Source organism: Bacillus sp. FSL K6-1003 (assembly GCF_037964945.1).
Lineage (GTDB): Bacteria > Bacillota > Bacilli > Bacillales > Bacillaceae > Bacillus > Bacillus mojavensis.
The window spans coordinates 1,414,707-1,438,987 of record NZ_CP150176.1 but is presented as its reverse complement, the minus strand read 5'-3'; the positions used below and the strand labels follow the sequence as shown (position 1 = coordinate 1,438,987).

Here is a 24,281-nt window from a genome sequence, read left to right as displayed (position 1 = left end):
ATCCTCCTTCATCCACACGCATTTGCAAAAACTGCTAGACAAACAATTAAACACCTTACATATCAAATTAGCTTTCTCAAAAGCTGCCGGCCGGCAGCTTTTTTCATCAAAAAAACACCAATTATAAATCGGCGTTCGCGTCTGTTTCCGTTATTTCAATATAAAATTCACTCACGGCTCCCGCTTCGTACAGGTTGGTCAATGACGTTGAATAATTTGTGATTTCACCGCGGAAGGCAAGATCTCTTTCCGGAACTTCGACGTTAAATGTCTTTTCATATAACAGCACAGCGATATCATGATAAGCCTCACTGGTAACGTGTAAGGTAAAGGCAATTTTCCGCTTGGGCTCGCTCTCTTCTTGAAATGCAGACATTTCTAACGTGACATCGTTTAAACGCAATGTTTTCACTTTGTATCACTCCTTATCAGTTCATGCATCTTAACATAACGCAGCTAACGTTTACAATGAATCTGTTCTGATTAACCATTTCTTTAAAAAAGACGCCTTTACAAACATACGTTCGATATTTTATAATAAAACAGACGAGCTGCCATCCAGCATCCCGTCTTTCATTAGAAGGTGACGAGTGGCATTCCCCCCGGATTCACTCGTCTTTTTTTGTATTAATAAATTCTAGAACACGGAGGATTAAGAAGTTTATTGAAGATATAATACAAAAATAAAGACGTCAGCGTGGCGTCTTATTAATAATCGCAGTCTTTATCTCTACATTCTTTCTCACAGCATCTATAGTGTGCCCGATAATCTTGTCCTTTGCCTTATCATAAATACCGTCAAATTTATTCGCTGTATCATCGTTGTAACAGCCAAATACCTCTATTCCACCCATTGGATCTATTTCGCTTTGATATCCATGCGTTCTTGAGCAATCTTTACCTCTTCTGCCTGTTCATTTTTATCATTAATATTCTTCATTATAACCTCCAACTGCTATAATAATTATTATTATGAGGATAAAAATGTATTTTTTTATAGAATCACCCTTTCGATAATTCATTTTACATTACACGTGAGAGTAAGACTATCCGAAGCATCCGGCGTAACACAAGATTCAATATCGTGATTCAATAAGAACAGTCGCCACGAAAACTGGTACGTATACTCGATTGCGAAGGCGCTGGAAGTAGAAATCGAGGAGCTATTCGAAATAGATGAAGCAGAAGAAGAGGACGCTGAATAAATCGGCGTCTTTTTTACGAAAATTTCATTGATATAACTAAATAAAAATTTCTTTTTATATCTAAAAAACGAACATAAAACAGTGAACGAAATTATTCACTAACAACACGACGAACTAACGCACGAAGACGCTACCGAGGCGCTATCGAATCAAATTGTTCGGTAAATATCGATTCTGACCTACACAATAATTAAAAATCACCTCATATAATTATGTTGAAAACTAAATCGAATCAAATAAAAAATCCCCGCCAAAAAGCGAGGATCGTGGTCACACATTTATATATTTTCGGTCACGGTATGGTCACAAGAGGGCCGCCAAATTGTGACTTGGTCACATTTCCGCCTAAAACTGACGCTAAATGTTCGTATTTTACTGTGACCTCACTTCGTTGAACACTGCGCATCACACAACGGAAAAATTAACGATTATCAATCGTCTCCGGATACAAGTCATGATTCATCATGCGGTACTCGGCCATTTTTTCATACTTTGTGCCAGGTTTTCCGTAGTTTGTGTACGGATCAATGGAAATTCCGCCTCTTGGCGTGAATTTGCCCCATACTTCAATGTAGCGCGGGTCCATTAATTCGATCAAGTCGTTCATGATGATGTTCATGCAATCTTCGTGGAAGTCTCCATGGTTTCTGAAGCTGAACAAGTACAGTTTTAGAGATTTACTCTCCACCATTTTTTCATCAGGAATATAGCTGATGTAAATTGTTGCAAAGTCAGGCTGTCCTGTTTTCGGGCATAAAGATGTGAATTCAGGGCAGTTGAATTTTACAAAATAATCACGGTTTACATGTTTATTTGGAAAGGATTCCAGCACGTCCGGCGCATATTCAAACAAATAATTTGTTCCTTGGTTGCCAAGCAGTGTTACACCTTCTAATTCGGATTCTTTTCTTGTCGTCATATTTATCTTCCTTCCTATTAAACTCCTCTTTTGTTGCCCCATAACAGGGTATGCAGCTGCGGAAGTACTCTGACGAGATTCAGCTCCGCATCGGCAGCGACCTGATCAACAAGCGCTTCATATTTTCCAAGTAAATGTGCAATGAGTGATTTGTCATCTGCCGTATGCACATCATCGTTCCCGACTTGCAGATAAAACGGTATTCCCGGGTAGCGTTTGTGTACAGTTTTGGCAAACTCGAGATCTTCATCATTAAAAATGACAACCTTCAAGCTGACAGCATGCTGTCTGTTATTCTCTTTCAGTGATGTCAAAATGTGATCCAGCTTATTAAAGTTCGTCACCATTTTCGAACTTGGCGGTTTAGGTGAAATCGTCAGATCATCGATCAGTGTAAACCAATCCTGATAGACTGTCCCCTGTGTTTCGAGAGCTGCACGGATATTGTTTTCCTTCAGCAGCTCTATCAAAGCATCCAGCTGTTTTAACAGCGCCGGGTTTCCGCCGGAGATGGTTACGTGAGAAAACGCGTCTCCCCCAATCTCCTTAAGCTCTGAAAAAATCTCCTCGGCTGTCATCCAGCGAATATCTTTTTTAGCAGACCCGTCCCAAGTGAAGGCGGAGTCACACCAGCTGCAGGAATAATCACAGCCAGCTGTACGGACAAACATTGTCTTCTGTCCGATCACCATACCCTCCCCTTGAATCGTCGGGCCGAAAATTTCTAATACAGGAATTCCTTTAGCCATTCAAACCACCCTTTTTCGGACGGTAAACACAATAACTGGTCGGTGTTTCACGGACAAACACCTGCACACAGCTTGGTTTATTCTCCAGTGTGTTTAAATAAGCCTGCACTTTGTCATAAATCGTTTTTGCCACGACTTCAGTTGTCGGCAGCGAATACCGGTCGTCCTTAGAAAATTCTTCATGATCATTTAAAAGCGTATGATCATAGGAGCCGTGAACCAGCTTTTTGAGCACACTGAAATTCACGAGAAAGCCGGAATCGTCAAGCTCATCACCGGCAACAGTAATATTTACGGTATACGTATGCCCGTGCACCCTGCTGCACGCTCCCGCACTTTCACGCGGAATAAAATGAGCGGCAGAAATTTGCATGTCCTTATTCAATTCAAATGAATATGGATGCTGGACCTGTGGATAGATTTGAGATAACAATTTATGCCCTCTCTCCTTTCATCGCCATATATTCATCATAGCCTCTGGAGCGAAGGTGACATGCCGGACATTCGCCGCATCCGTCTGCGATCACGCCGTTATAGCATGTGAGCGTGTTGTTCTTCACAAAATCAAGCGCGCCCAGTTCGTCAGCAAGTTTCCACGTTTCCGCCTTATTCAGCCACATGAGCGGTGTATGAATCACAAATGGCTTCTCCATGGCCAGGTTCACCGTCACATTGCAAGATTTAACGAATTCATCACGGCAGTCTGGATAGCCGCTGAAGTCCGTTTCACAAACGCCTGTGATAATATGACGGGCGCCAATTTGATACGCCAGGATAGACGCAAAAGATAAGAATACTAAGTTACGGCCTGGAACAAATGTTGATGGCAGCTCGCCGTCTTTTGCTTCAATTTCTATATCATTTCTCGTCAGGGCATTAGGCGCAAGCTGGTTCAAAAGTGACATATCAAGCAAATGATTTTTCACGCCAAGCTTATCCGCAATCCCCTTCGCCACTTCAACTTCCTGCGAATGACGCTGATTATAATGAAAAGTTACAGTTTCAACTTCTTCAAATTCCTTTAACGCCCACAGTAAACATGTAGTACTGTCTTGGCCGCCGCTAAATACGACAATTGCTTTTTCCTTTTTCATGATTCCTCTCCTTCTCCGCTATAAAAAACCTCGGCGAGAGACATCGCTACAACTGTTAAAATATAAAAAAAACACCTTTCCGGAAAGGTGCTCTAGAAAAACATAAAAAAGGCCGTATCCAAGGATACAGCACGTCCTTAGTTTTTTATAGAGGGTGTAGCTAGAACCTCTCCCGCATATCCACGGATTTTCTTCAATTTTTTCACTTCTGCTATCTTACCATAATGTTGTTTTTCTTGACAATAAAAAGATAGCCAAAAGCATGTCTCATTTCTTTTGCTTGATTCTTCTACACAGCAAAAACACATCAATTCCTGGCTAGCGCAGAGTTCAGCATAAACGTTTGCTTCATTATTATATACGTATAAACATTTTGACTACAAACTGTGCCGGGGAACCTTTTTACAGACCAAAGCGCCTATAAAGGCCAAGCTCACATAGCCAAACAATGGATAAATGGTTGAAATGAGCTTGCCGTAACCAATTTGACTCGTGATATAAGCCGTAATCATAATTGCTGCAAAAATATACTTACTTTTTATAGGAAGAAAACTCTTCACTTGTTTTTCCAGTCCATAAAGATTTCCGATCACCGACGTGAACACTTCGCCGAATATAATCAACAAGTAAATCAAATGTACAGATCGCGCAAAGAGGTAAACCACTTGAGCCATAGGAATATCATACAAAAATACATCCGGCAGCATCGACAAAGACAAAAAACTAGCAGAAAGCACAATTGTCAGCATTGTCCCTCCGATGAAAGCGCCTTTTCTTATCACTTGTTCTGAAGACATTTCATTCGCCAGCGGCACCAAAACAGCCTGGGCAAGCGATAAATTCAAAGCGCCGTACGAGACCGCTGATAATAGCCAGTCCCATCGATGCGGCCACACCCACTGAGTTGTATTCCGCGTCTCACTGAAAATAAAAGAATCGGCCACCACAACCATAGAAAAGATAATCAAAAGCGGTACAACAAACACATTTACACCGAAAATGCCTTTTACTCCTCTAGTCATCACAATCAAACTTAATCCAATTGTGATCAGCATTCCAACTTGAGCTGACATGCCAAGCTGTTCCTCAAAAAGCGCCCCTGCGCCAGACAGCATGACAGATGTGACACCGAGGAGAACAAACAGCATAAAGACATTGATAATCCTTCCGGCAGCCTCCCCGAACAAGTATATATTCATTTCCTGATATGACTTGGCATTGATTCGCTTTGAAATGATCATCAGCTTTGCGCCTAAAAACGTGAACATTCCTCCGCTTATAATAATACCAAGCAATCCGAACCAACCGAACTTCAGAAAAAACTCAACAATTTCCCTGCCAGTTGCAAATCCCGCTCCGACGACTGTGCCTACATACACAAAAGCGAGCTGATGTGCAGACCCTTTTGATTGTTCCATTTCTCCCCTCCGAACCAACAGCAGTATTGTCCTTTTAGCCTTTTTATAGCCTATGAGACAAGTTCCTTGAAAAGACGAACAAAACAAGTTTTACTGTGGAAACAACTCAAAAATATTTTTGAGCAAAAGGCTTGAAAGTCAAAAAAGGTCAGAGTATACTATTAATCAAAGAAGGTCAAACCAGCCGTCTTTTTTATTATTCTATTGGTCAAAGTTGGTCAAGAAAGGCTGCTTTGAGCAAATGGTTTTGAAAGCCAGTGAATCTGGCGTATACTATTAGTCAAAGAAGGTCAATTAAATCGACCTTTTTTTCCAAGTCAATTGGTCAAAGATGATCAAATTTTATAAGGAGGTTTTGGCAAATGCGTTGTCAACACTGTCATCAAAACGAGGCGACGATTCGCCTTAACATGCAAATAAATTCCGTTCATAAACAAATGGTTTTATGTGAAACTTGCTATCACGAACTGACTCGTAAACCTTCAATGAGCATGGGTCCTCAATCTTTCGGTTTTCCCTTTGAACAAGCATTCCAGCCGAAAGAACAAAGCGCAGCTAAAGCAAGCGAGAAAAAAGGTTTGCTTGATGAGCTGGCGCAAAATATTACAAACGGCGCTAAAGCCGGTCTGATTGACCCTGTCATCGGCCGTGATGAAGAAGTTGCGCGTGTGATCGAGATTCTAAACCGCCGCAACAAAAACAATCCGGTGCTGATTGGAGAGCCAGGTGTAGGGAAAACAGCTATTGCAGAAGGGCTCGCTTTAAAAATCGCTGAAGGCGATGTTCCACATAAATTAAAAAACAAAGAGCTTTACTTGCTTGATGTCGCATCCCTTGTTGCAAACACTGGCATCAGAGGCCAATTTGAAGAAAGAATGAAACAGCTGATCACTGAGCTGAAAGAGCGCAAAAATGTCATTCTTTTCATTGATGAAATTCACCTTCTCGTTGGCGCAGGCTCTGCAGAAGGCTCAATGGATGCAGGAAACATTCTCAAACCCGCTCTTGCCAGAGGTGAGCTCCAAGTCATCGGAGCGACAACACTGAAAGAATACCGTCAAATTGAAAAAGATGCGGCGCTGGAAAGACGTTTTCAGCCTGTCATGGTACAGGAGCCTACAATTGAACAAGCGATCAGCATTCTGCAAGGAATTAAAGACAAATACGAAGCATATCATGGCGTGACATTCAGCGATGAAGCATTGAAAGCATGTGTCACTTTATCAGCACGCTACATTCAGGACAGACATCTGCCGGACAAAGCGATTGATTTATTAGACGAAGCTGGATCTAAAGCCAATCTGTTAATTGATGATTTAAATGATGAAGATGCAGCTGAACGGCTGACTGCAATTGAAGCAGAAAAAACAAAAGCGCTGGAAGAAGAGAATTACGAATTGGCAGCAAAACTCCGTGATGAAGAAATCGCACTGGAGAAAAAACTGAACAGCTCTTCCGCACATTCCGCCGTCACAGTGGAAGCTGAGCACATTCAGGATATCGTCGAACAAAAAACCGGCATTCCTGTGGGAAAACTGCAGGCAGACGAGCAAACAAAAATGAAAGAGCTTGAAGCAAAGCTACATGAACGCGTCATTGGACAAGAAGCGGCTGTTCAAAAAGTGGCAAAAGCGGTCAGACGCAGCCGCGCCGGCTTAAAATCAAAAAACAGACCAGTCGGCTCCTTCCTCTTTGTCGGACCAACCGGCGTAGGGAAAACAGAGCTTTCTAAAACACTGGCGGATGAATTATTCGGCACGAAAGATGCCATTATCCGTCTCGATATGAGTGAATACATGGAGAAACACGCCGTGTCTAAAATCATTGGTTCACCGCCTGGATACGTCGGCCATGAGGAAGCTGGACAATTAACGGAAAAAGTGCGCCGCAATCCATACAGCATCGTGCTGCTTGACGAGATTGAAAAAGCGCACCCAGATGTTCAGCATATGTTCCTGCAAATTATGGAAGACGGCCGCTTAACGGACAGCCAAGGCAGAACCGTAAGCTTTAAAGACACCGTCATCATTATGACAAGCAATGCAGGTACCGGTGAAAAACAAACGAAAGTCGGTTTCCAATCAGAAGACAGCGTGATTGAAGAACAAACATTAATTGATTCGCTCAGCATGTTCTTTAAACCTGAGTTTCTCAACCGCTTTGACAGCATCATCGAATTCCGTTCCCTTGAAAAAGAGCATCTGGTCAAAATCGTCAGCCTTCTTCTTGGAGAATTGGAAGAAACCTTGGCAGAACGCGGCATCAGCTTGAGTGTTTCAGATGAAGCAAAAGAAAAAATAGCTGAACTGGGTTACCATCCTTCATTCGGTGCGCGCCCGCTCAGAAGAACGATCCAGGAATGGATTGAGGATGAAATGACTGATCTGCTGCTTGACAATAACGAGATTGCAAGTTTTCACGTCACAGTAGAAGATGATAACATCAAAGTTCATGCAAAATAAAAATCAGCGGCTTCCTTTTCAGGAAGCCGCTATTTATGTAAAATCCTTCTCTTGTCCGAGAACTGTCATTCCTTCCCTTTCTTAAGGAGGGATGGAACATGTTTATCTATTACGAATATCTATTTCTATTGACAAAAGCCGTTTAGAGAATCAGATACCCACCAATCTATCGCGGTACCGTTAAAACCCGCGGGCTTTTCCATGCTGAAAAGCCCGCGTTTGTTTATTTCTCCCTTCTATGTATCTTCCTTGAATATTTCATGAACAATTTCACAATGTCCCTAAAGTTCCAGACACTGATACCGATATTAACCATAGACAAGCTAGTAAAAAAGGATTTGGTGAAAATTATGGATAAAACTTCGATTATCGGTATTATTCTTGCTTTTGTTGCATTGAGTGTGGGAATGGTTCTTAAGGGCGTCAGTTTCGCTGCTCTTGCAAATCCCGCTGCCATTTTAATTATCATCGCCGGAACGATATCAGCGGTAGTCATTGCGTTCCCAACGAAAGAAATTAAAAAAGTGCCTGTGCTGTTCCGTGTGCTATTTAAAGAAAACAAACAGCTGACAATAGAAGAACTCATTCCTATGTTCTCTGAATGGGCTCAGCTTGCACGCCGTGAAGGTCTGCTGGCTTTGGAAGCAAGTATTGAAAATGTAGATGACGCGTTTCTGAAAAACGGCCTCAGCATGGCTGTTGACGGGCAAAGCGCAGAATTTATCAGAGATATCATGACTGAAGAAGTTGAAGCGATGGAGGACAGACACCAGGCCGGAGCCGCCATTTTTACACAGGCGGGAACTTACGCGCCGACACTTGGGGTGCTCGGTGCTGTTATCGGACTGATTGCCGCGCTTTCTCATATGGACAATACAGATGAACTTGGTCACGCCATCAGTGCAGCCTTTGTAGCCACCCTTCTCGGTATCTTTACGGGATATGTATTATGGCATCCTTTTGCAAACAAATTAAAACGCAAGTCAAAACAGGAAGTCAAGCTCCGTGAAATTATGATTGAAGGCGTCCTGTCCGTTTTAGAAGGACAGGCACCGAAAGTGATCGAGCAAAAACTTTTAATGTACCTTCCTGCGAAGGACCGTTTGAAATTTGCAGAACGAGAAGGAGAGGCGCAAAATGGCGAGAAAAAAGAAGAAGAAGCATGAGGACGAGCATGTTGATGAATCATGGCTGGTTCCTTACGCCGATATCCTTACCCTTCTCCTAGCACTGTTTATTGTGCTGTACGCGAGCAGCTCGATTGACGCAGCTAAGTTTCAAATGCTTTCTAAATCATTTAATGAAGTCTTTACAGGCGGAACCGGCGTATTGGATTATTCCAGCGTCACCCCTCCTAAAAATGAGTCAGACGGAATCGATGAAGTAGAAAAGGAAAAAGAAGAGAAAAAGGAAAACAAGAAACTAAAGGAAAAAGCAGCTGATCAAGAAGAACTTAAAAATGTGCAGAGCCAGGTGGAAAAGTTCATTAAAGATAAAAAGATGGAGCATCAACTGGAAACAAAGATGACTAAGGAAGGTCTTCTGATCACGATTAAAGACAGTATCTTCTTTGATTCAGGAAAAGCGACCATCCGCAAGGAAGACATTCCGCTTGCAAAAGAGATTTCAAACCTTCTCGTGATTAATCCGCCGAGAAACATTATTATCAGCGGACATACAGACAATATGCCGATTAGAAATTCAGAATTTCAGTCGAACTGGCATTTAAGTGTAATGAGAGCCGTAAACTTCATGGGGCTTCTGATTGAGAACCCTAAGCTTGATGCCAAAGTTTTCAGTGCCAAAGGCTATGGGGAGTATAAACCAGTGGCCTCCAACAAAACTGCGGAAGGCCGAAGCAAAAACAGACGGGTTGAAGTTCTCATCTTGCCAAGAGGCGCAGCGGAAACAAATGAAAAATAGTAAAAAAGGAAGCCTTATCTATCACAAGGCTTCCTTTTTTTACTTATTATGAAACTGTTTTGCGTTTAATCCTACCCTTTTTAACATTTCAGTGCACAGTTCAACTTCTTCTTCGCTTAATACACTGATCATTTCATCAATCTCAGCTGCATGATCAGGGAAAATATCATCCAAAAGACTGATGCCTTTTTCGGTAATTTGTGCAAATGTTACTCGTCTGTCTGTAGGTGATGCTTTCCGAATAAGGAGCTCTTTTTGCTCAAGCTTATCTACGACGTAGGTGATGCTCCCGCTGGCCAAGAGAATTTTATCCCCTATCTGCTGCAGCGGCTGATCACCTTTATGATATAACAGCTCCAGCACAGCAAATTCAGTAGGATTCAGTCCATGCTTATGAATATGCTTATTCATATGATCATTAATAGACCGATACGCGCGCGACAGCACGATAAATAACTTCAGTGATTTTTCTGTCATGTCTCAATCATCCTTTTAGAAACCGTTACAGAGAAACATTAATAAACAAATACCGAAATGTCAATAAAAATCTTTCCAATATTTCTCTTCTTTTTTATTATTCATGTGAACAACTTGTTTTTCTTAATTATTTTGGTTATTTTTTCTTATTAAACAAGAAGAAACAATGATATAATACCTCTAATCAGGTGTATGTTGGAGCGATGCAAATTGAAAATACTAAAAGGCGCCTGCGGGAGAATTAAGCTTTATATTGCACTAGTAGTGATTCCGGCACTCGTCATAAGCTTTTTCGTCTATGAAAAGGAAAAAGAAACAATAGCTGCCGAACATAAGCAAGAAGCCAGTGTTATGCTGAATCTTCACCGCAACAAAATAAATTATTTAATCGGCGAAACAAAAGCGAGAATGACTTCCTTGTCTATTGCTATCGACAGACCGATAGATATTAAAAAAATGAAAACTGTTTTAGAAAAAACGTTTGATTCCGAACCAAGGTTTTCCGGTCTTTATTTGCTCAATGCCAAAGGAGATGTCACTGCCAGCGCAACAGAATTAAAAACTAAAGTCAATCTGGCCGACAGATCGTTTTTTACAAAAGCAAAACAAACAAAAAAGACTATCATTACAGACAGCTATTCAAGCAGAATTACAGGCCAGCCGATTTTTACAATTTGTGTTCCCGCGCTGGACGAAAAGAAAAATGTCACAGATTACCTTGTGGCAGCTATACAAATTGACTATCTGCAAAACCTGATTAACTTGCTGAGCCCTGATGTCTATATTGAAGTTGTGAACGAAAATGACAAAATGATTTTCTCAAGCGGACATGCTTCTCACGCAAAGGATCAAAAACCTGTCAGCGGTTATCTCGATGATATCAGCTGGAATATGAAAGTATACCCGAATCCTGTCTCAATAGAGGAGCTGAGTAAAAGCCTTGTGCTTCCTCTTTCCTGTATTATCGTTTTGCTGAATATTCTTTTTATTCTTGTGCTTTATTATTTGCTGAAGCGGCGGACCCAACTGGAGCGCTCGGAAAATGAGCAGCAAAAATTAGAGCTGATCGGAACGCTTGCTGCCAGCACGGCTCACGAAATCCGCAATCCGCTCACCGGCATAAGCGGTTTTATTCAGCTGCTGCAAAAGAAATATAAAGGTGAAGAGGATCAGCTTTACTTTTCAATTATCGACCAAGAGATTAAACGTATCAACCAAATTGTGAGTGAGTTTTTAGTTCTCGGAAAACCGACAGCTGAGAAATGGGAGCTTAACTCGCTTCAGGATATTATCGAAGAAATTATGCCGATCATTTATTCTGAAGGAAATTTATATAATGTGGAGGTAGAGTTAACATTTTTAACTGATAAACCTCTAAAAGTAAAATGTACAAAAGACCATATTAAACAAGTCATTTTGAATGTTGCGAAAAATGGCCTTGAATCTATGCCGGAAGGCGGCAAACTCACAATTTCCTTAGGAGCAATTGATAAAAAGGCCATTATAAAAGTGATGGATAACGGCGAAGGGATATCACAGGAAATGCTGGAACATATCTTTCTTCCATTTGTCACTTCTAAAGAAAAAGGAACCGGCCTCGGGCTTGTCGTATGTAAACGGATCGTTCTGATGTACGGAGGTTCCATTCATATAGAAAGTGAAGTACGAAGAGGAACCGAGGTTACCATTACCCTCCCCGTCTCCTCTTCCTAGCCCCCTGACAGTCTCAGGAGGGCTTATTTTATTTTCGGGAACGGGTATTTCCATTCCCCTTGCTTACAGCTCCTCCTGAAAAGAAGTATCGGATCAAACGCAGAAGCATTTTTAAAAGCAAAAAGATGACAAAGAACACCAAAAAGCCTTTTAACCCTTCTGTTGCATCTAAAAACTCCATATTTCCCCGTCCAGTCACTTTTTGCTGAATCTCAATTGCAAATACGATCACAATGATGATCGTTACGGTATAGATAAAGGACAAAGCCGTCAAGCTCCATTTAGAAAGCCATGTAAATACAGCGTGAGTGACAGCGAAAAAGAAGATGCCAAATATCCCAATTACCCAAAAATGCATTTCTTTGTCGGTTAATTGAATGCCAAGCACCCCGCATATCGAAATAAAAGCATCATGAAATTGGTTTATCATTTCAGTAATGACTACCGCCAGTTCTTTCATCAGTTCCCTCTTTCGTATGAAATTTCCCCAGAAAAAAAGAGCGCTTCTGAAAAGCTCTCTCTTTATATATGCATCAGATAGCGCCGCTATTTATGTGCATCATATGCAGGCATGACGTCTCTTCGGGGCCACAAGCCTAATTTCTTCACAAGGCCTTGAATTCCTTGGGAATGTTCGCTTTCTTGCATGAGCTGGTGGTATTCGTTCATTAAAGAATCCAGCTCCTGACTGTGTCTGATTGTGTCATGCCCTGTAAATCCCTGCTTACTAGCGGCGTCTATCATTAACTTTCTTTTTTCATCAATAGACACCAGCAATCTTTCTTGTTCAGAAGAACAGCCCATTCAATTCACCCCTCGCCGCTAAGAAATAGGAAACAAGTTTGATTGGGTTATTGTGCATTATTACAGATTATACTTTATTTGTAAACATATTTTTATTAAATAACTTAATTTTTCATTTATAATAGATATATTGATAGGATTAGAAGAACAATACCCAGACGAAGACCATCTTAAACACACCGGCAGGCAGGAGGTATGCTAAATGAAGAAAAAAAAAGCGATAATGCTCGGTGCAGCAGGCGGAAAAGCTATTCTGAAAAGAAAAACCCGCAAAAAATTAATCAATCATATTACAATCTTTTGCCAAATGCTCCGTGATTGGCGAAACGGTGACTATCCCCGTTCACAGATGAAAACACTTTTGCTTCTGACAGGTGCTGTCTTTTACATCATCATGCCAATTGATATGATTCCGGACTTCGTGCTCGGTTTAGGAATTCTTGACGATGCTGCCATTCTCGGTTTGATCTGGACGCTGATCAAAAAAGAAATGTCCCAATACGAGGAATGGCGTTTACGATAAATCAAAAAGCCCCGCTTTTATAAACGGGGCTTTTTGTTCTTATTGGTTTACGCTGTCTTTTTCATAAATCGGAACCCAGCCTTCAGATGTAACAAAAATCCGCACCGCCACAACTTTGCGATCTTCTTGAAGCGTGAAGTAATGGCGGATATTTTCAGGTACTGAGATTAAATCTCCAGGGTTTAAACGGACATCAAAAAATGTGCCGTCCTTGCCTTGAATGACGAAAATTCCGTGGCCGCTTACGATAAAACGGACTTCATCGTCTGTATGGTGATGTTCTCTTTTAAAGTTTTCAAGCAGTTCATCCAGTTTCGGATTAGCGTCAGACAAAGAGATGACATCTTGGGCTTTGTAGCCGCGGCGGGCTGAAATATCTTTAATTTCGGCGTCGAAGGTGTCAAGAATTTGTTGTTTTTCTTTTTCAGACAGGTCATATTTTTCTGAAAGCTGTTCAGGGAGCTTAGCGATATTCCATTGCTCATAGATTACCTCTTGACTGTCCAGAAAGCTTGCCACTTCTTCTTGATTTTCAATTGTTGTATTCGCCTCATCATGAATTCGAATTGTTGCCATTTGCGGTTCCCCCTTTTATTTAACCAGCTGATGCTGGAGTGTTTTCAGTTTCAAATGATAGCTGAATAAAAATTCATATGCTTCAAGCACTCTTTTCGCTTCAAATGCTGTTCTTCCCCAAGCCGTAATGCCATGGTTCCGGATCAGGACAGCTCCTGAATCTCCAGTAACCTGATCCGCGAAAAGCGTTGCGAGAGTCGGAATATGAGCCGGATTTTCTATAATTGGAATGGACACTTCTGCATTCTCTTCCCACAGGCCAAGCGCTTTTATAATTTCTTGTCCTTTAAAAGTGATTTGTTTTTGATCTCCATACAGCTCTGAGATGACATTATTGTTTACCGTATGAATATGAAGACAGCATCCGGCATTTGTTTTATTGTACAGATGCGTATGCAAAAGCGTTTCCGCTGACGGTTTTAGATGATGTCCGCTTTCGGCAGGCTCTCCGTTCTGATCCACCAACAGGAAGTCTTCATCCGTTTCTTTTCGTTTATCTTTTCCGCTCGCCGTTACGAGAAATTGCAATGGCTCATCGGAAACCTTGATGGACAGGTTGCCGCTGGTCGCCGGAAACCAATCTCTTTCTGCCAATTCCCGTTTTACTTCGGCAAGCTCTCCCCAGCGCTCTTGTTTTGCAGCCATTTCTTTACCTCCGTTACGTCTTCAATTGCTTTCTTTATTTCATGAAAATCATGGTATGGCATATGATTCAGATGATGCTCCTTGCATTCATTTAATAAATAATCCCTTGCAAAGCAAAGATCAGACAGCTTTGCCGCCTCCACGTCGGTAACGGAGTCACCGATCATGATGATGTATTGATCCGGCTCACAAAGCTCGTTAATAACAGTTGGCTTGCAGCACCCGCATTGATTTGTGCATGTGCCTTTGCAAGAATGAGGCCAATCAATATGAATGAATTCGTTCTCAAATGACGCACGGTTGCAATAAATATGATCTTTCTCAACAATTCCTTCAAGCAGCGGATAAACAAAAAAGTCCATCCCCCCGCTTACAACATAAAACGGGAGTTCATGCTCATTAACAAATGCGACAAATTCCTGAAAGCCGTCCCGGATTTTTGCGTCTTCTATTACAAATCTCGTAATCTCCTCTTTTAAGCTGCTCGGCAGAAGGCCGAACATCCGCCCGACGCCTTCTTGGATTGACATTGTTTTGGAGAGCACGCCGTCTTTTAACGCAGTCCACTCCGGCGGAGCGAATGTTTTCATAATGTTTATAATGTTGTCGTTCATCGTGATGGTTCCATCAAAATCACATATAATCAACGGTTTTTGAGACGTCATACGGCTTCAGCCTTTCCCCATTTATCAAGCGCAAGCTTCAAATCTTCGCATTGACCGGCTTTTTCTTCAATCGGCTGCGCCTCCAAAACCGCATCAATCATAGCTCTGAACGCTTTGCCCCCGCCTTGGGCGCCGTTTGGATGTCCGTGTATGCCTCCTCCGGCGTTAATAATATGATCAATGCCGAAATCACGCATTAAAAGCGGAACCATACCAGGGTGAATGCCAGCAGACGGAACGGCAAATGTCTGATTAAAGGCATCTTCTCTTACGCATTCTTCATGAATTGCCAGCGCGTCTTCTCTCGGAAGCGCAACTGAACCGTATGGAGAAGGGAACAGACTGAAGTCAGCGCCGCAATATCGGTTTAATTTTCCGAGCAAAAGGGCATGGGAAAACCCATAAAACGGTGAGGACGTAAATGCCCCGCTGACTGCAGGGTGCGCCATAATGGGGATTGATATGTCCGGATCTTCCGCAAGGCTTTGCATGACGTCCAAACCGTAAGCGAAGACATTAAATAAAAGCGTATCCGCTCCCAATTCAGCGGCGCGTCTTGCTTTATCTTTAAGCTCAGCCGTTCTTCCAGTCAAATTCACTGCATACAGCGTTTTATGGCCGGTCTGCTCGTATGTTTCTTTCAAAATTTGTTTTCCCTCTGTAATTCTTGTTTCAAAAGGTGCTAAACCCGTCTCAAAGAAAATTTCATCATCTTTGATTAAGTCAACCCCGCCGAGCGCCTGCTGCCTGAGCTGTTCTTTAATATCACTCAGGTCCCTTCCGATGACCCCTTTAAAAATGCTCATTAACAGCGGTCTTTCAAACTCTCCAAGCATCTTCCGGATGCCGTATACGCCAAACTTCGGTCCTGGAAGTGTACGCTTAAACGCTTCTGAAAATTCGAGATCTATTAATTTGATTTTTCCGTCCAGCGACAGCTTGCCAAACACAGTTGTCAGCAATGCCGGAATATCCTGTGAAAAATTCACCTCGGGATAAGCAATTGTGATGACCGCTTGTTTTCCTGATGCAAGATGTCCCTCTCTCTCCTCGACCTTCACAACCCGTCCCTTATGCTTTTGCATCTGCTCCTGCTTCACCAGAGGCAGATCAGTCCAAGAGCCCACCGTCAACCCTGTTGCGATTTGTTCTGCTTTTTTCACCGTGTCGGCTCCCGGATCGGTCAGGAGATATGTTGCTAATAATTCACTCATGCCAGAGCTCCTTTCATTTTTTCACCCATATAAAAAACCTCTTCAAACAACAATGCGTCTAAAGAGGTTTCGTTTCTCGTCCGAATCTTATCTCTCAGCCGCCAGCTGCAAGAATTAGCACCGTGCTTTACAAGTCGGTTGCCGGGCTTCATCGGGCTCGTCCCTCTGCCTGCTCTTGATAAGAAAATATAGATTTTATAAATTATTTTGAATTATCCCACCGTTAAAGAATCTTGTCAATGCTTTTTTGGGTAAACAGGTTCAGTTTGCCAATTCGGTAAGCTGCTTCTTTGAGCCTAGCTTCACTCGTTAAGAGCCCCACTCTGACATACCCTTCTCCATATTCACCAAAACCGTTTCCAGCTGCCACCGCCACATTCGCTTTTTCAAGCAAGAGATCTGAGAATTGCTCAGAGCTATAGCCTTCAGGCACCGGCAGCCACGCAAAAAATGAACCCGACGGTGCTGTTACATCCCAGCCGATTTCCCGGCATGCTGCTATCCAAGTGTTGCGCCTGCTTTCATATCGGGCATTTTGCTCCGCTACGCAAGTCTGCTCAGATAAAAGTGCCGTCTCAGCAGCCTGCTGGGTTGCTCTGAAAAGACTGACAAACATATGGTCTTGATAAAGATTGATCGCTTCTATGACCGAGGCGTTTCCAACTGCAAAACCGACCCGCCAGCCCGCCATATTATATGTTTTGGACAGTGTGTAAATTTCAATTCCGATATCCTTAGCGCCTTCAGTCTGCAAAAAACTTAAAGGCTTGTGTCCGTCAAAGCCCACTGCCCCGTAAGCAAAATCATGGATCACACAGATTTCGTTTTCTTTCGCAAAACTCACCGTTTCTTCAAAAAAATCGGCGGTAGCGACAGCTCCAGTCGGATTATTCGGATAATTCAAGTACATCAATTTCGCTTGTTCTCTTATGTCAGCGGGAATGCTTGCGTATTCAGGAAGAAACGCTTTCTCCTTAGTGAGCGGCATCATTTCCATTTTCGCTTTCGCAAGCGTGACACCGGACCAATAATCCGGATAACCGGGATCAGGAACCAAAATCGTATCCCCAGGATTTAGCAGGCATTGCGGCAGCTCGACAAGACCGGCTTTCCCGCCGAATAATACGGCTACTTCAGTTTCCGGATCAAGCTGAACGCCGTATTCTCTGTTATAAAATGCCGCCGCTGCTGATTTTAGACTGTGCGAACCTCGGAATGACGAGTATTTATGATTTTCGGGCTGAGCAACGGCTCGCTTCATTTCCTCCACGATATGCTCGGGCGTCGGCTGATCGGGATTCCCCTGCCCCAAATTAATGACATCATGTCCTTCTTTCAGCTTTCGATTCACTTTCTGCACTAGAGAAGCAAAGAATTGTTTAGGCAGTTCCTGCAGCACTTGAGAATGTTCAAATTTCATCTGTTTTCACCTTCTAAAAAAATCTTGAAATGATAGTCCAGTATCATATATGGTTAAATGAAAAAAGTAAAGAAAAATATGGGGTGTTAAAAAATGAAATGGACCATATCTTGTCTTCAATTTGATATTTCATACGGAAAACCTTCTGAAAATATAAAAAAGGCTGAATATTTAATCGAAAAAGAGAGTAAACATGCTGATGTTCTTGTTCTCCCTGAATTATGGACGACCGGTTACGACCTTGCCAATCTTGATCAGCTTGCTGATGAAGACGGGCACACTGCTCAAAGCTGGCTGCAAAGAACCGCAAAAAAACACGGGGTTCATATTATCGCAGGATCTGTTGCTGTCAGAAAGGGTTCTGATGTTTATAATACAATGTTCATCGCAGATAAGGAAGGACGAATCATTAAAGAGTACAGCAAAGCCCATCTTTTTCAGCTGATGGATGAGCATGTATATTTATCAGCCGGTTCCGAGGACGGATACTTCGAGCTTGATGGCGTCAAAAGTTCAGGGTTGATCTGTTATGATATCCGTTTTCCGGAATGGATCAGAAAACATACGACAAAAGGCGCTAACGTGCTGTTCATTTCTGCGGAATGGCCTCTGCCCCGCCTTGATCATTGGAAAAGCCTGCTTATTGCGCGGGCCATTGAAAATCAATGCTTTGTCGCTGCCTGCAATTGCACAGGAGCTAATCCCGATAATGAATTCGCCGGGCACAGCCTGATTATTGACCCTTGGGGACGTATATTGGCAGAGGGCGGCCGAGAAGAAGGCATTGTCAGAGCGGAAATTGACCTCCAAGAAAGCGTTGAGGTACGGGGGAAAATCCCTGTTTTCGATGATATCAGAAAAGATTTATATTAAAAAATATATTGACAATTAAAACACTCACCTGTTACTATGTTCATCAACTGATAAATTAGAATTGTTTAACAAGTGAATATATTCTCTTATCGAGAGTTGGGCGAGGGATTGGCCTTTTGACCCCAACAGCAACCGACCGTAATTCCATTGTGAAATGGGGCGCATCTTCATGGCGCCAGAGACTGTGGTCTCGTAAGGCACGGTGCTAATTCCATCAGATCTGATCTGAGAGATAAGAGAGGCGGGACATAATTGTTAAGCCTCCTTCTCTCTGAGAAGGAGGCTTTTTTACGGCCATTCTGCGGCACACATATCAAGATGTTACATAATTGGAGGGAATGACGATGGCAGTCACAAAAACACCTTTATACGAAACGTTAAATGAAAGCTCAGCTGTCGCCCTGGCGGTAAAACTCGGCTTGTTTCAAAGCAAAAGCACGCTGACATGCCAGGAAATCGGCGATGGAAATTTAAACTACGTCTTTCATATTTATGACCAAGAAAATGACAGGGCTTTGATCATTAAACAGGCGGTTCCTTATGCAAAAGTTGTCGGGGAAAGCTGGCCTCTGACAATCGATCGGGCAAGAATTGAAAGCAGCGCACTGATTCGTCAGGGTGAGCACGTCCCTCACCTCGTACCGAGAGTTTACTATTCAGATACTGAATTGGCGGTCACGGTCATGGAGGATCTTTCACATCTGAAGATCGCTAGAAAAGGACTTCTTGAAGGTGAAAATTATCCAAACCTGTCACGAGACATTGGAGAATTTTTAGGAAAAACGCTTTTTTACTCCTCTGATTACGCACTTGAGCCTAAGGTGAAAAAACAGCTTGTTAAACAGTTTACAAATCCTGAGCTCTGCGATATTACCGAAAGACTTGTATTTACAGATCCTTTCTTTGATCATGATACAAATGAATTTGAGGAAGAGCTTCGTCCATATGTTGAAAAGCTTTGGAAAAATGACAATATCAAAGTTGAAGCCGCTAAGCTGAAAAAGTCATTTTTAACATCTGCCGAAACCCTGATTCATGGCGATCTGCATACAGGAAGCATTTTTGCCAGCGAGCTTGAGACAAAGGTGATTGATCCTGAATTCGCTTTTTACGGACCAATCGGTTTTGATGTAGGCCAATTTATCGCCAACTTATTGTTAAATGCACTCAGCCGTGACGGTGCTGATCGAGATCCGTTATATGAACATGTAAAACAAGTTTGGAACACGTTTCAAACAACGTTCAGTGAAGCCTGGGAGAAACACAGCCTCGATGTGTATGCCAAAATCGAAGGTTATCTCGCTGATACACTCAGCCATATTTTTGAAGAGACAATTGGGTTTGCCGGCTGCGAACTGATACGCCGCACCATCGGCCTTGCCCATGTTGCAGATCTGGATACGATTGTACCGTTTGATAAACGAATCGAAAGAAAACGGCTGGCGTTGGAAACCGGTGCTGCCTTTATTGAAAAACGTTCACAATTAAAAACCATTACAGATGTTATTGAATTATTTAAGTTACTTGTAAAGGAATGATTCAACCATGACCAATTCATTTGCTGTTCCGCGTTCTGTTGAATGGAAAGAAACAGCCATTAAGATTTTAAATCAGCAAAAGCTTCCTGATGTCACGGAATATTTGGAGCTGACAACGAAAGAAGAAGTATTTGACGCGATTGTCTCACTAAAAGTGAGAGGAGCCCCGGCAATCGGCATTACGGCAGCATTTGGGCTCGCGCTGGCGGCAAAAGACATTGAAACTGATAATGTAGCGGATTTCCGCCGCGAATTGGATAATATCAAAAATGATTTGAACAGTTCAAGGCCGACCGCGATCAATTTATCATGGGCGCTCGAAAGACTGAGCCAATCAATTCAAAACGCCATTTCTGTAAATGAAGCAAAAACCAACCTTGTCCATGAAGCGATTCAGATTCAAGTCGAGGATGAAGAAACGTGCCGGATGATCGGCCAAAACGCGCTTCAGCTTTTCAAAAAAGGCGACCGGATTATGACAATCTGCAATGCCGGTTCTATCGCGACAAGCCGCTATGGAACCGCACTTGCCCCGTTTTATTTGGCCAAACAAAAGGATTTGGGGCTTCATATTTATGCTTGTGAAACCAGACCGGTTCTTCAAGGTTCACGGCTTACTGCTTGGGAGCTGATGCAGGGCGGTATTGACGTCACTCTGATTACGGACAGTATGGCAGCCCATACGATGAAAGAAAAACAAATTTCTGCTGTCATTGTCGGCGCCGACCGAATTGCAAGGAACGGAGATACTGCGAATAAAATTGGCACTTACGGGCTTGCTATTTTAGCAAACGCCTTCGATATTCCGTTTTTTGTAGCAGCACCTTTATCTACTTTTGACACAAAAGTAAAAAGCGGGGCTGATATCCCGATAGAGGAACGGGATCCTGATGAAGTCAGGAACATTTCCGGCGTCCGGACCGCTCCGGCTGAAGTGCCTGTCTTTAATCCCGCTTTTGATATTACACCTCACCATCTTATTTCTGGGATCATTACTGAAAAAGGGATTATGACTGGTTCCTATGAAGAAGAAATTGAAAAGCTGTTCACAGGCGAAAAGGTTCATTAAAAAACCGCTGAAGACTTTGCTCATAAAGGGCCGAGTCAGCGGTTTTTTTGTTTACTCATATTCATATTGATCATTTCATCTTTTTGAGCGCTGGATAAGATATGCAGTTTCACAAGCAGTTCGGCAAAAACGGCAATTTTCTCAGAGCGGCTCGGCTTCAATTGCTTTGTCCTCCTCTTTCATCAGACCAACTTTTTTAACTTAGTAAAATCATATGTCGGCAGCAAAAAAAGGGAACGTGCCATATGTTTTATTTTTCTTTGTAGGAGATTTGCTCGATGCTAAGCAAATAAGATTTGATGTCAGTTTTGCTTCCGGCATACCCTGTTAACGTGCTGTTTTTGCCAATCACTCTGTGGCATGGGACAAATATCGGCAGGTCATTTCGTTTATTTGCCTGTCCGACAGCACGTACCGCTTTCGGACTGCCTACCGCAACGGCGATATCAGCATAGCTTCGTGATTCTCCATATGGAATCATGGCAAGCGCCTCCCATACTTTTTGCTGAAAAGGCGTGCCCTTTTGGCTCAATGGCAGTGAGAATGTCCTTCTTTCCCCTGCAAAATATTCGTGAAGCTGCTTTTTCGCTTCTGCCAGAAAAGCAGTCTCTAACTGCTCCGCACCCTCAACAGATTCTTTCCACTCGATCAAATCTTCCTTACTGAGAAAGAGACGGGTGATGCGGCCTTCTTCCTCGACAATCGCGAGGTTCCCGAGCGGCGTTTCCGCTGTCGTATAGTAATTCATTCGTCTAGCCTTCTTTCTTCAAAATTCTGCCGGACGGGCAGTGTAAGATGGAAAACAGTTCCCTTTCCTTCTTCACTTTCCACCATTATTTTGCCTTGATGTTCTTCAATAATTTTATAGCTTACCATGAGCCCGAGTCCAGTTCCCCGTTCCTTTGTTGTATAAAACGGTTCTCCGAGACGCTTTAATTTATCCTCTGTGATTCCGACTCCTTCGTCTTTTAAAGATATTAAAATATGATGTTGATCAGCTTTTTTGATTGTCACATAAATATTGCCGCCGTCAGGCATGACTTCGATGGCATTCTTTAATATATTGATAAAAACCTGTTTCAGCTGATTCGGTTCACAGTATATCGGCGGAATGTCGCCGACTAAATCCAGATGCATTTGTACGTTGCTGAGATTGGCTTGCGCGTTAAGAAGGTCTAATGTGTCTTTCATAATTTGTGTCACATGTTTCTCCTCATACATGATAGCCTGGGGCTTGGCTAAAATTAAAAACTCTGTGATGATGGATTCGATGCGCTTTAATTCTGAGGTGATGACGTTGAAGTAAAGAGAATAGTCTCCCTCCACACTTCCTTTCAGGAGCTGAATGAAGCCTTTAAGGGCTGTCATTGGATTTCTGATTTCGTGAGCGATGCCGGCAGCGAGTTCTCCAACCACATGGAGGGTATCAGATTTGCGAAGGCGCTCTTCCAGTTCTTTTCGCTCTGTGACATCTTTAAAGATAGCCAGGTTCATATTTTGAATAATATTTCGTTTAAATGAAAATTCTAGTTTTCTATTATCATTGCTGCTAAGCAAGAATGGAATTTCATTATCCATTTCATCGAAATTAATCTGCCTTGCCGGTGATGCCAGATTTTCTATTTCATAGGAAGATATAATATCAAGCAGGCTGTGTCTTTTTAGCTCTTCATGCGGCAGGCCCAAAATATCGCTCGCTAACGGGTTGGCGTCGATGATTCGGTACTGATTGTCGAATAATACGTTGCCGTCCATTGAACCGTTGAACACTTTTCTGAATTTGAGCTCGCTTTCCCGAAGCTCCTTTTCCATCCGCTTTCGGTCACTGACATTTCTTAGAATTGTTAAGTGCTGGTTTTCAAGGATTGTCCGCTTTGAAGTAAATTCAAGCTCTTTGAACTGCCCGTTTCCCATTTGAAACAGCATCTCTTCTCTGATCTCACCGTATTTTGCATATTTTCTCTTCGTCATGCTGTATTTCTTCGAGTCCACGAGAAAATCACACAGCTTTCTTTTTAACAGCAAATTCATCGGCAGCTCAAAAATTTTACAGGCTGACTGATTGGCCTTAACGATTCTTCCGTCATTCGACCAGATGATAATGGCATCCATGGCGTTTTCAAAAATTTCTCTGAAGCGCTCCTCACTTTTAAATAGCTGGAGCTCCATGGATCTCTTCTCAGTGATATCCCGCATAATCGACATATAAAAACCGCTGATGATGTTAGACGTAATCGTAAATTCAAACAGCTTCTGATCTCCTGAACGAAGCCTGACAGGCAGCTCGCCCTTTGCTTTTCCCTTTCGATAGAGCGTGTGCCAAATGTTATCGAAATCTTTTCGTGAGCCGCTGTCTATAAATTGATACAGCGACAAATGTGACAGCTCATTCTGATCGATTTCAAAGCTTTTGCAAAAGGACAGATTGGCATCAATAAAGCCGCCGTCTTTATCAAATAGAACGATTCCGTCGACAGCTCTGTCAAACAAGTCCTTAAAAAGCTGTTCATTCATGGAAAATTCCCGCTCCAGAATTTTCTTTGAAGAAATATCTCTCATAACGACAAAAAAGAAATCTTCACCAATCCCTCTTTTGGCAAGAAACTCAATATATTTTGTCGCTCCGCTGTCCAGCCGGATTGGAACCTCCTTCCACAGAAAACCTTTCTTAAAAAACTTCTTTACGGAAAGGTCCAGCTCATCCTTTGGAATAGAAAACAAAAAATCAATAACGGAACGCTCTTTCAAACCTTCCGCATCCACTTGAAGCATCCTCGCTGTTGCTTCATTTGCCTGCACGATTTTCATTTCATTATCACATATAAAAATAGCATCGAGCGTATTGTTCACAATCACTTGATGCTGATGCAATTCCTTTTTCAGCCGATCATTTTCTTGTTTGAGGCGCTTCAGTTCCTCTTTCAGACCTGAATTTGTCTCAACATCGAGAGTTTCCATGCGTAAACACTCCTTCTTCAAAACCTATCCCTCAAT

General features: G+C 42.4%; 25 protein-coding genes and 3 riboswitches. Of the genes, 8 read left to right on the top strand and 17 right to left on the bottom strand.

Annotated elements, in window-relative coordinates; all coding sequences use genetic code 11:
* Positions 1 to 121: 121 nt before the first annotated feature.
* The 6 genes from NSU16_RS07470 to NSU16_RS07445 all read right to left on the bottom strand — a co-directional run bounded on the left by NSU16_RS07470 (position 122) and on the right by NSU16_RS07445 (position 5,385).
* Positions 122 to 412, bottom strand: a complete 291-nt coding sequence (locus NSU16_RS07470; protein ID WP_229148078.1) for a DUF3219 family protein — start codon at positions 410 to 412, stop codon at positions 122 to 124.
* A gap of 1,214 nt (positions 413 to 1,626) precedes the next feature.
* Entirely contained in the window at positions 1,627 to 2,124 is a 498-nt protein-coding gene (queF, locus tag NSU16_RS07465) for a preQ(1) synthase (RefSeq protein ID WP_003218613.1), read from the bottom strand.
* 17 nt (positions 2,125 to 2,141) lie between these two features.
* Positions 2,142 to 2,873 (bottom strand): 7-carboxy-7-deazaguanine synthase QueE, encoded by a 732-nt coding sequence (gene queE, locus NSU16_RS07460; protein WP_010334016.1) that lies wholly within the window; start codon positions 2,871 to 2,873, stop codon positions 2,142 to 2,144.
* On the bottom strand, positions 2,866 to 3,306 hold the full coding sequence (queD, locus tag NSU16_RS07455) for a 6-carboxytetrahydropterin synthase QueD (protein ID WP_229148067.1): 441 nt from the start codon (positions 3,304 to 3,306) through the stop codon (positions 2,866 to 2,868). The genes queE and queD overlap by 8 nt, the downstream gene beginning before the upstream one ends.
* 1 nt (position 3,307) lies before the next feature.
* The gene (gene queC, locus NSU16_RS07450) at positions 3,308 to 3,967 is read right to left on the bottom strand and encodes a 7-cyano-7-deazaguanine synthase QueC (RefSeq protein WP_010334014.1); all 660 of its coding nucleotides are present in this window, start codon (positions 3,965 to 3,967) and stop codon (positions 3,308 to 3,310) included.
* Positions 3,968 to 4,098: 131 nt separating this feature from the next.
* Positions 4,099 to 4,143: riboswitch (PreQ1 riboswitch) on the bottom strand.
* Positions 4,144 to 4,344: 201 nt separating this feature from the next.
* A complete protein-coding gene (locus tag NSU16_RS07445; protein ID WP_010334013.1) occupies positions 4,345 to 5,385 on the bottom strand; it encodes a membrane protein in 1,041 nt (346 codons plus the stop codon).
* A 362-nt stretch (positions 5,386 to 5,747) separates the two neighbouring features.
* Between NSU16_RS07445 and clpE the strand changes: the two genes are divergently transcribed.
* The 3 genes from clpE (at position 5,748) to motB (ending at position 9,770) form a co-directional block, all read left to right on the top strand.
* Positions 5,748 to 7,847, top strand: a complete 2,100-nt coding sequence (gene clpE, locus NSU16_RS07440) for an ATP-dependent protease ATP-binding subunit ClpE (protein ID WP_168747612.1) — start codon at positions 5,748 to 5,750, stop codon at positions 7,845 to 7,847.
* A gap of 350 nt (positions 7,848 to 8,197) precedes the next feature.
* Positions 8,198 to 9,013 carry a flagellar motor stator protein MotA gene (motA, locus tag NSU16_RS07435; protein ID WP_029441223.1) on the top strand — a complete coding sequence of 272 codons (816 nt, stop codon included), beginning with the start codon at positions 8,198 to 8,200 and terminating at the stop codon, positions 9,011 to 9,013.
* Entirely contained in the window at positions 8,985 to 9,770 is a 786-nt protein-coding gene (gene motB / locus NSU16_RS07430; protein WP_029441222.1) for a flagellar motor protein MotB, read from the top strand. Before motA ends, motB begins: the two co-directional genes overlap by 29 nt.
* Positions 9,771 to 9,809: 39 nt before the next feature.
* Here motB and mhqR read toward each other — a convergent pair whose 3' ends face one another.
* Positions 9,810 to 10,247 (bottom strand): MarR family transcriptional regulator MhqR, encoded by a 438-nt coding sequence (mhqR, locus tag NSU16_RS07425; protein ID WP_010334010.1) that lies wholly within the window; start codon positions 10,245 to 10,247, stop codon positions 9,810 to 9,812.
* Between the two features lie 192 nt (positions 10,248 to 10,439).
* Between mhqR and NSU16_RS07420 the strand changes: the two genes are divergently transcribed.
* Positions 10,440 to 11,960, top strand: a complete 1,521-nt coding sequence (locus NSU16_RS07420) for a PAS domain-containing sensor histidine kinase (protein ID WP_081720781.1) — start codon at positions 10,440 to 10,442, stop codon at positions 11,958 to 11,960.
* A gap of 28 nt (positions 11,961 to 11,988) precedes the next feature.
* Here the strand turns inward: NSU16_RS07420 and NSU16_RS07415 are convergent, their stop codons facing one another.
* Both NSU16_RS07415 and NSU16_RS07410 read right to left on the bottom strand, forming a co-directional pair.
* Positions 11,989 to 12,420: a hypothetical protein gene (locus tag NSU16_RS07415; RefSeq protein WP_339192457.1), complete on the bottom strand. Its 432-nt coding sequence runs from the start codon at positions 12,418 to 12,420 to the stop codon at positions 11,989 to 11,991.
* A gap of 86 nt (positions 12,421 to 12,506) precedes the next feature.
* Positions 12,507 to 12,764, bottom strand: coding sequence for an aspartyl-phosphate phosphatase Spo0E family protein (locus NSU16_RS07410; RefSeq protein ID WP_010334007.1), 258 nt, complete (start codon positions 12,762 to 12,764; stop codon positions 12,507 to 12,509).
* A gap of 202 nt (positions 12,765 to 12,966) precedes the next feature.
* On the opposite strand from NSU16_RS07410, the gene NSU16_RS07405 reads away from it, so the two are divergent.
* Positions 12,967 to 13,287 (top strand): YkvA family protein, encoded by a 321-nt coding sequence (locus NSU16_RS07405; RefSeq protein ID WP_010334006.1) that lies wholly within the window; start codon positions 12,967 to 12,969, stop codon positions 13,285 to 13,287.
* Between the two features lie 39 nt (positions 13,288 to 13,326).
* On the opposite strand, the gene NSU16_RS07400 is transcribed toward NSU16_RS07405, so the two are convergent.
* From NSU16_RS07400 to NSU16_RS07380, 5 genes are all read right to left on the bottom strand, one after another.
* Complete coding sequence (locus NSU16_RS07400) at positions 13,327 to 13,863, bottom strand: acireductone dioxygenase (RefSeq protein ID WP_010334005.1); 537 nt, start codon at positions 13,861 to 13,863, stop codon at positions 13,327 to 13,329.
* Positions 13,864 to 13,878: 15 nt separating this feature from the next.
* Positions 13,879 to 14,508, bottom strand: a complete 630-nt coding sequence (locus tag NSU16_RS07395) for a methylthioribulose 1-phosphate dehydratase (protein WP_010334004.1) — start codon at positions 14,506 to 14,508, stop codon at positions 13,879 to 13,881.
* Positions 14,466 to 15,173 (bottom strand): 2-hydroxy-3-keto-5-methylthiopentenyl-1-phosphate phosphatase, encoded by a 708-nt coding sequence (gene mtnX, locus NSU16_RS07390; protein WP_010334003.1) that lies wholly within the window; start codon positions 15,171 to 15,173, stop codon positions 14,466 to 14,468. Before mtnX ends, NSU16_RS07395 begins: the two co-directional genes overlap by 43 nt.
* Positions 15,170 to 16,387, bottom strand: a complete 1,218-nt coding sequence (gene mtnW / locus NSU16_RS07385) for a 2,3-diketo-5-methylthiopentyl-1-phosphate enolase (RefSeq protein WP_339192456.1) — start codon at positions 16,385 to 16,387, stop codon at positions 15,170 to 15,172. The genes mtnX and mtnW overlap by 4 nt, the downstream gene beginning before the upstream one ends.
* A gap of 84 nt (positions 16,388 to 16,471) precedes the next feature.
* Positions 16,472 to 16,572: riboswitch (SAM riboswitch) on the bottom strand.
* A gap of 38 nt (positions 16,573 to 16,610) precedes the next feature.
* The gene (locus NSU16_RS07380) at positions 16,611 to 17,807 is read right to left on the bottom strand and encodes a pyridoxal phosphate-dependent aminotransferase (RefSeq protein ID WP_168747606.1); all 1,197 of its coding nucleotides are present in this window, start codon (positions 17,805 to 17,807) and stop codon (positions 16,611 to 16,613) included.
* Positions 17,808 to 17,900: 93 nt separating this feature from the next.
* Here NSU16_RS07380 and NSU16_RS07375 point away from each other — a divergent pair, with 93 nt between their 5' ends.
* The 3 genes from NSU16_RS07375 (at position 17,901) to mtnA (ending at position 21,287) form a co-directional block, all read left to right on the top strand.
* The gene (locus NSU16_RS07375; protein ID WP_010334000.1) at positions 17,901 to 18,680 is read left to right on the top strand and encodes a carbon-nitrogen family hydrolase; all 780 of its coding nucleotides are present in this window, start codon (positions 17,901 to 17,903) and stop codon (positions 18,678 to 18,680) included.
* An 83-nt stretch (positions 18,681 to 18,763) separates the two neighbouring features.
* A riboswitch (SAM riboswitch) is annotated at positions 18,764 to 18,919 on the top strand.
* 105 nt (positions 18,920 to 19,024) lie between these two features.
* Entirely contained in the window at positions 19,025 to 20,218 is a 1,194-nt protein-coding gene (mtnK, locus tag NSU16_RS07370) for an S-methyl-5-thioribose kinase (protein ID WP_339192455.1), read from the top strand.
* Positions 20,219 to 20,225: 7 nt separating this feature from the next.
* A complete protein-coding gene (mtnA, locus tag NSU16_RS07365) occupies positions 20,226 to 21,287 on the top strand; it encodes an S-methyl-5-thioribose-1-phosphate isomerase (RefSeq protein WP_339192453.1) in 1,062 nt (353 codons plus the stop codon).
* A 35-nt stretch (positions 21,288 to 21,322) separates the two neighbouring features.
* Here mtnA and NSU16_RS07360 read toward each other — a convergent pair whose 3' ends face one another.
* From NSU16_RS07360 to NSU16_RS07350, 3 genes are all read right to left on the bottom strand, one after another.
* Positions 21,323 to 21,448, bottom strand: coding sequence for a hypothetical protein (locus NSU16_RS07360; RefSeq protein WP_010333997.1), 126 nt, complete (start codon positions 21,446 to 21,448; stop codon positions 21,323 to 21,325).
* An 89-nt stretch (positions 21,449 to 21,537) separates the two neighbouring features.
* Complete coding sequence (locus NSU16_RS07355; RefSeq protein WP_339181185.1) at positions 21,538 to 22,035, bottom strand: methylated-DNA--[protein]-cysteine S-methyltransferase; 498 nt, start codon at positions 22,033 to 22,035, stop codon at positions 21,538 to 21,540.
* Positions 22,032 to 24,245 (bottom strand): PAS domain S-box protein, encoded by a 2,214-nt coding sequence (locus NSU16_RS07350; protein ID WP_339192451.1) that lies wholly within the window; start codon positions 24,243 to 24,245, stop codon positions 22,032 to 22,034. Before NSU16_RS07350 ends, NSU16_RS07355 begins: the two co-directional genes overlap by 4 nt.
* Between the last annotated feature and the right edge of the window lie 36 nt (positions 24,246 to 24,281).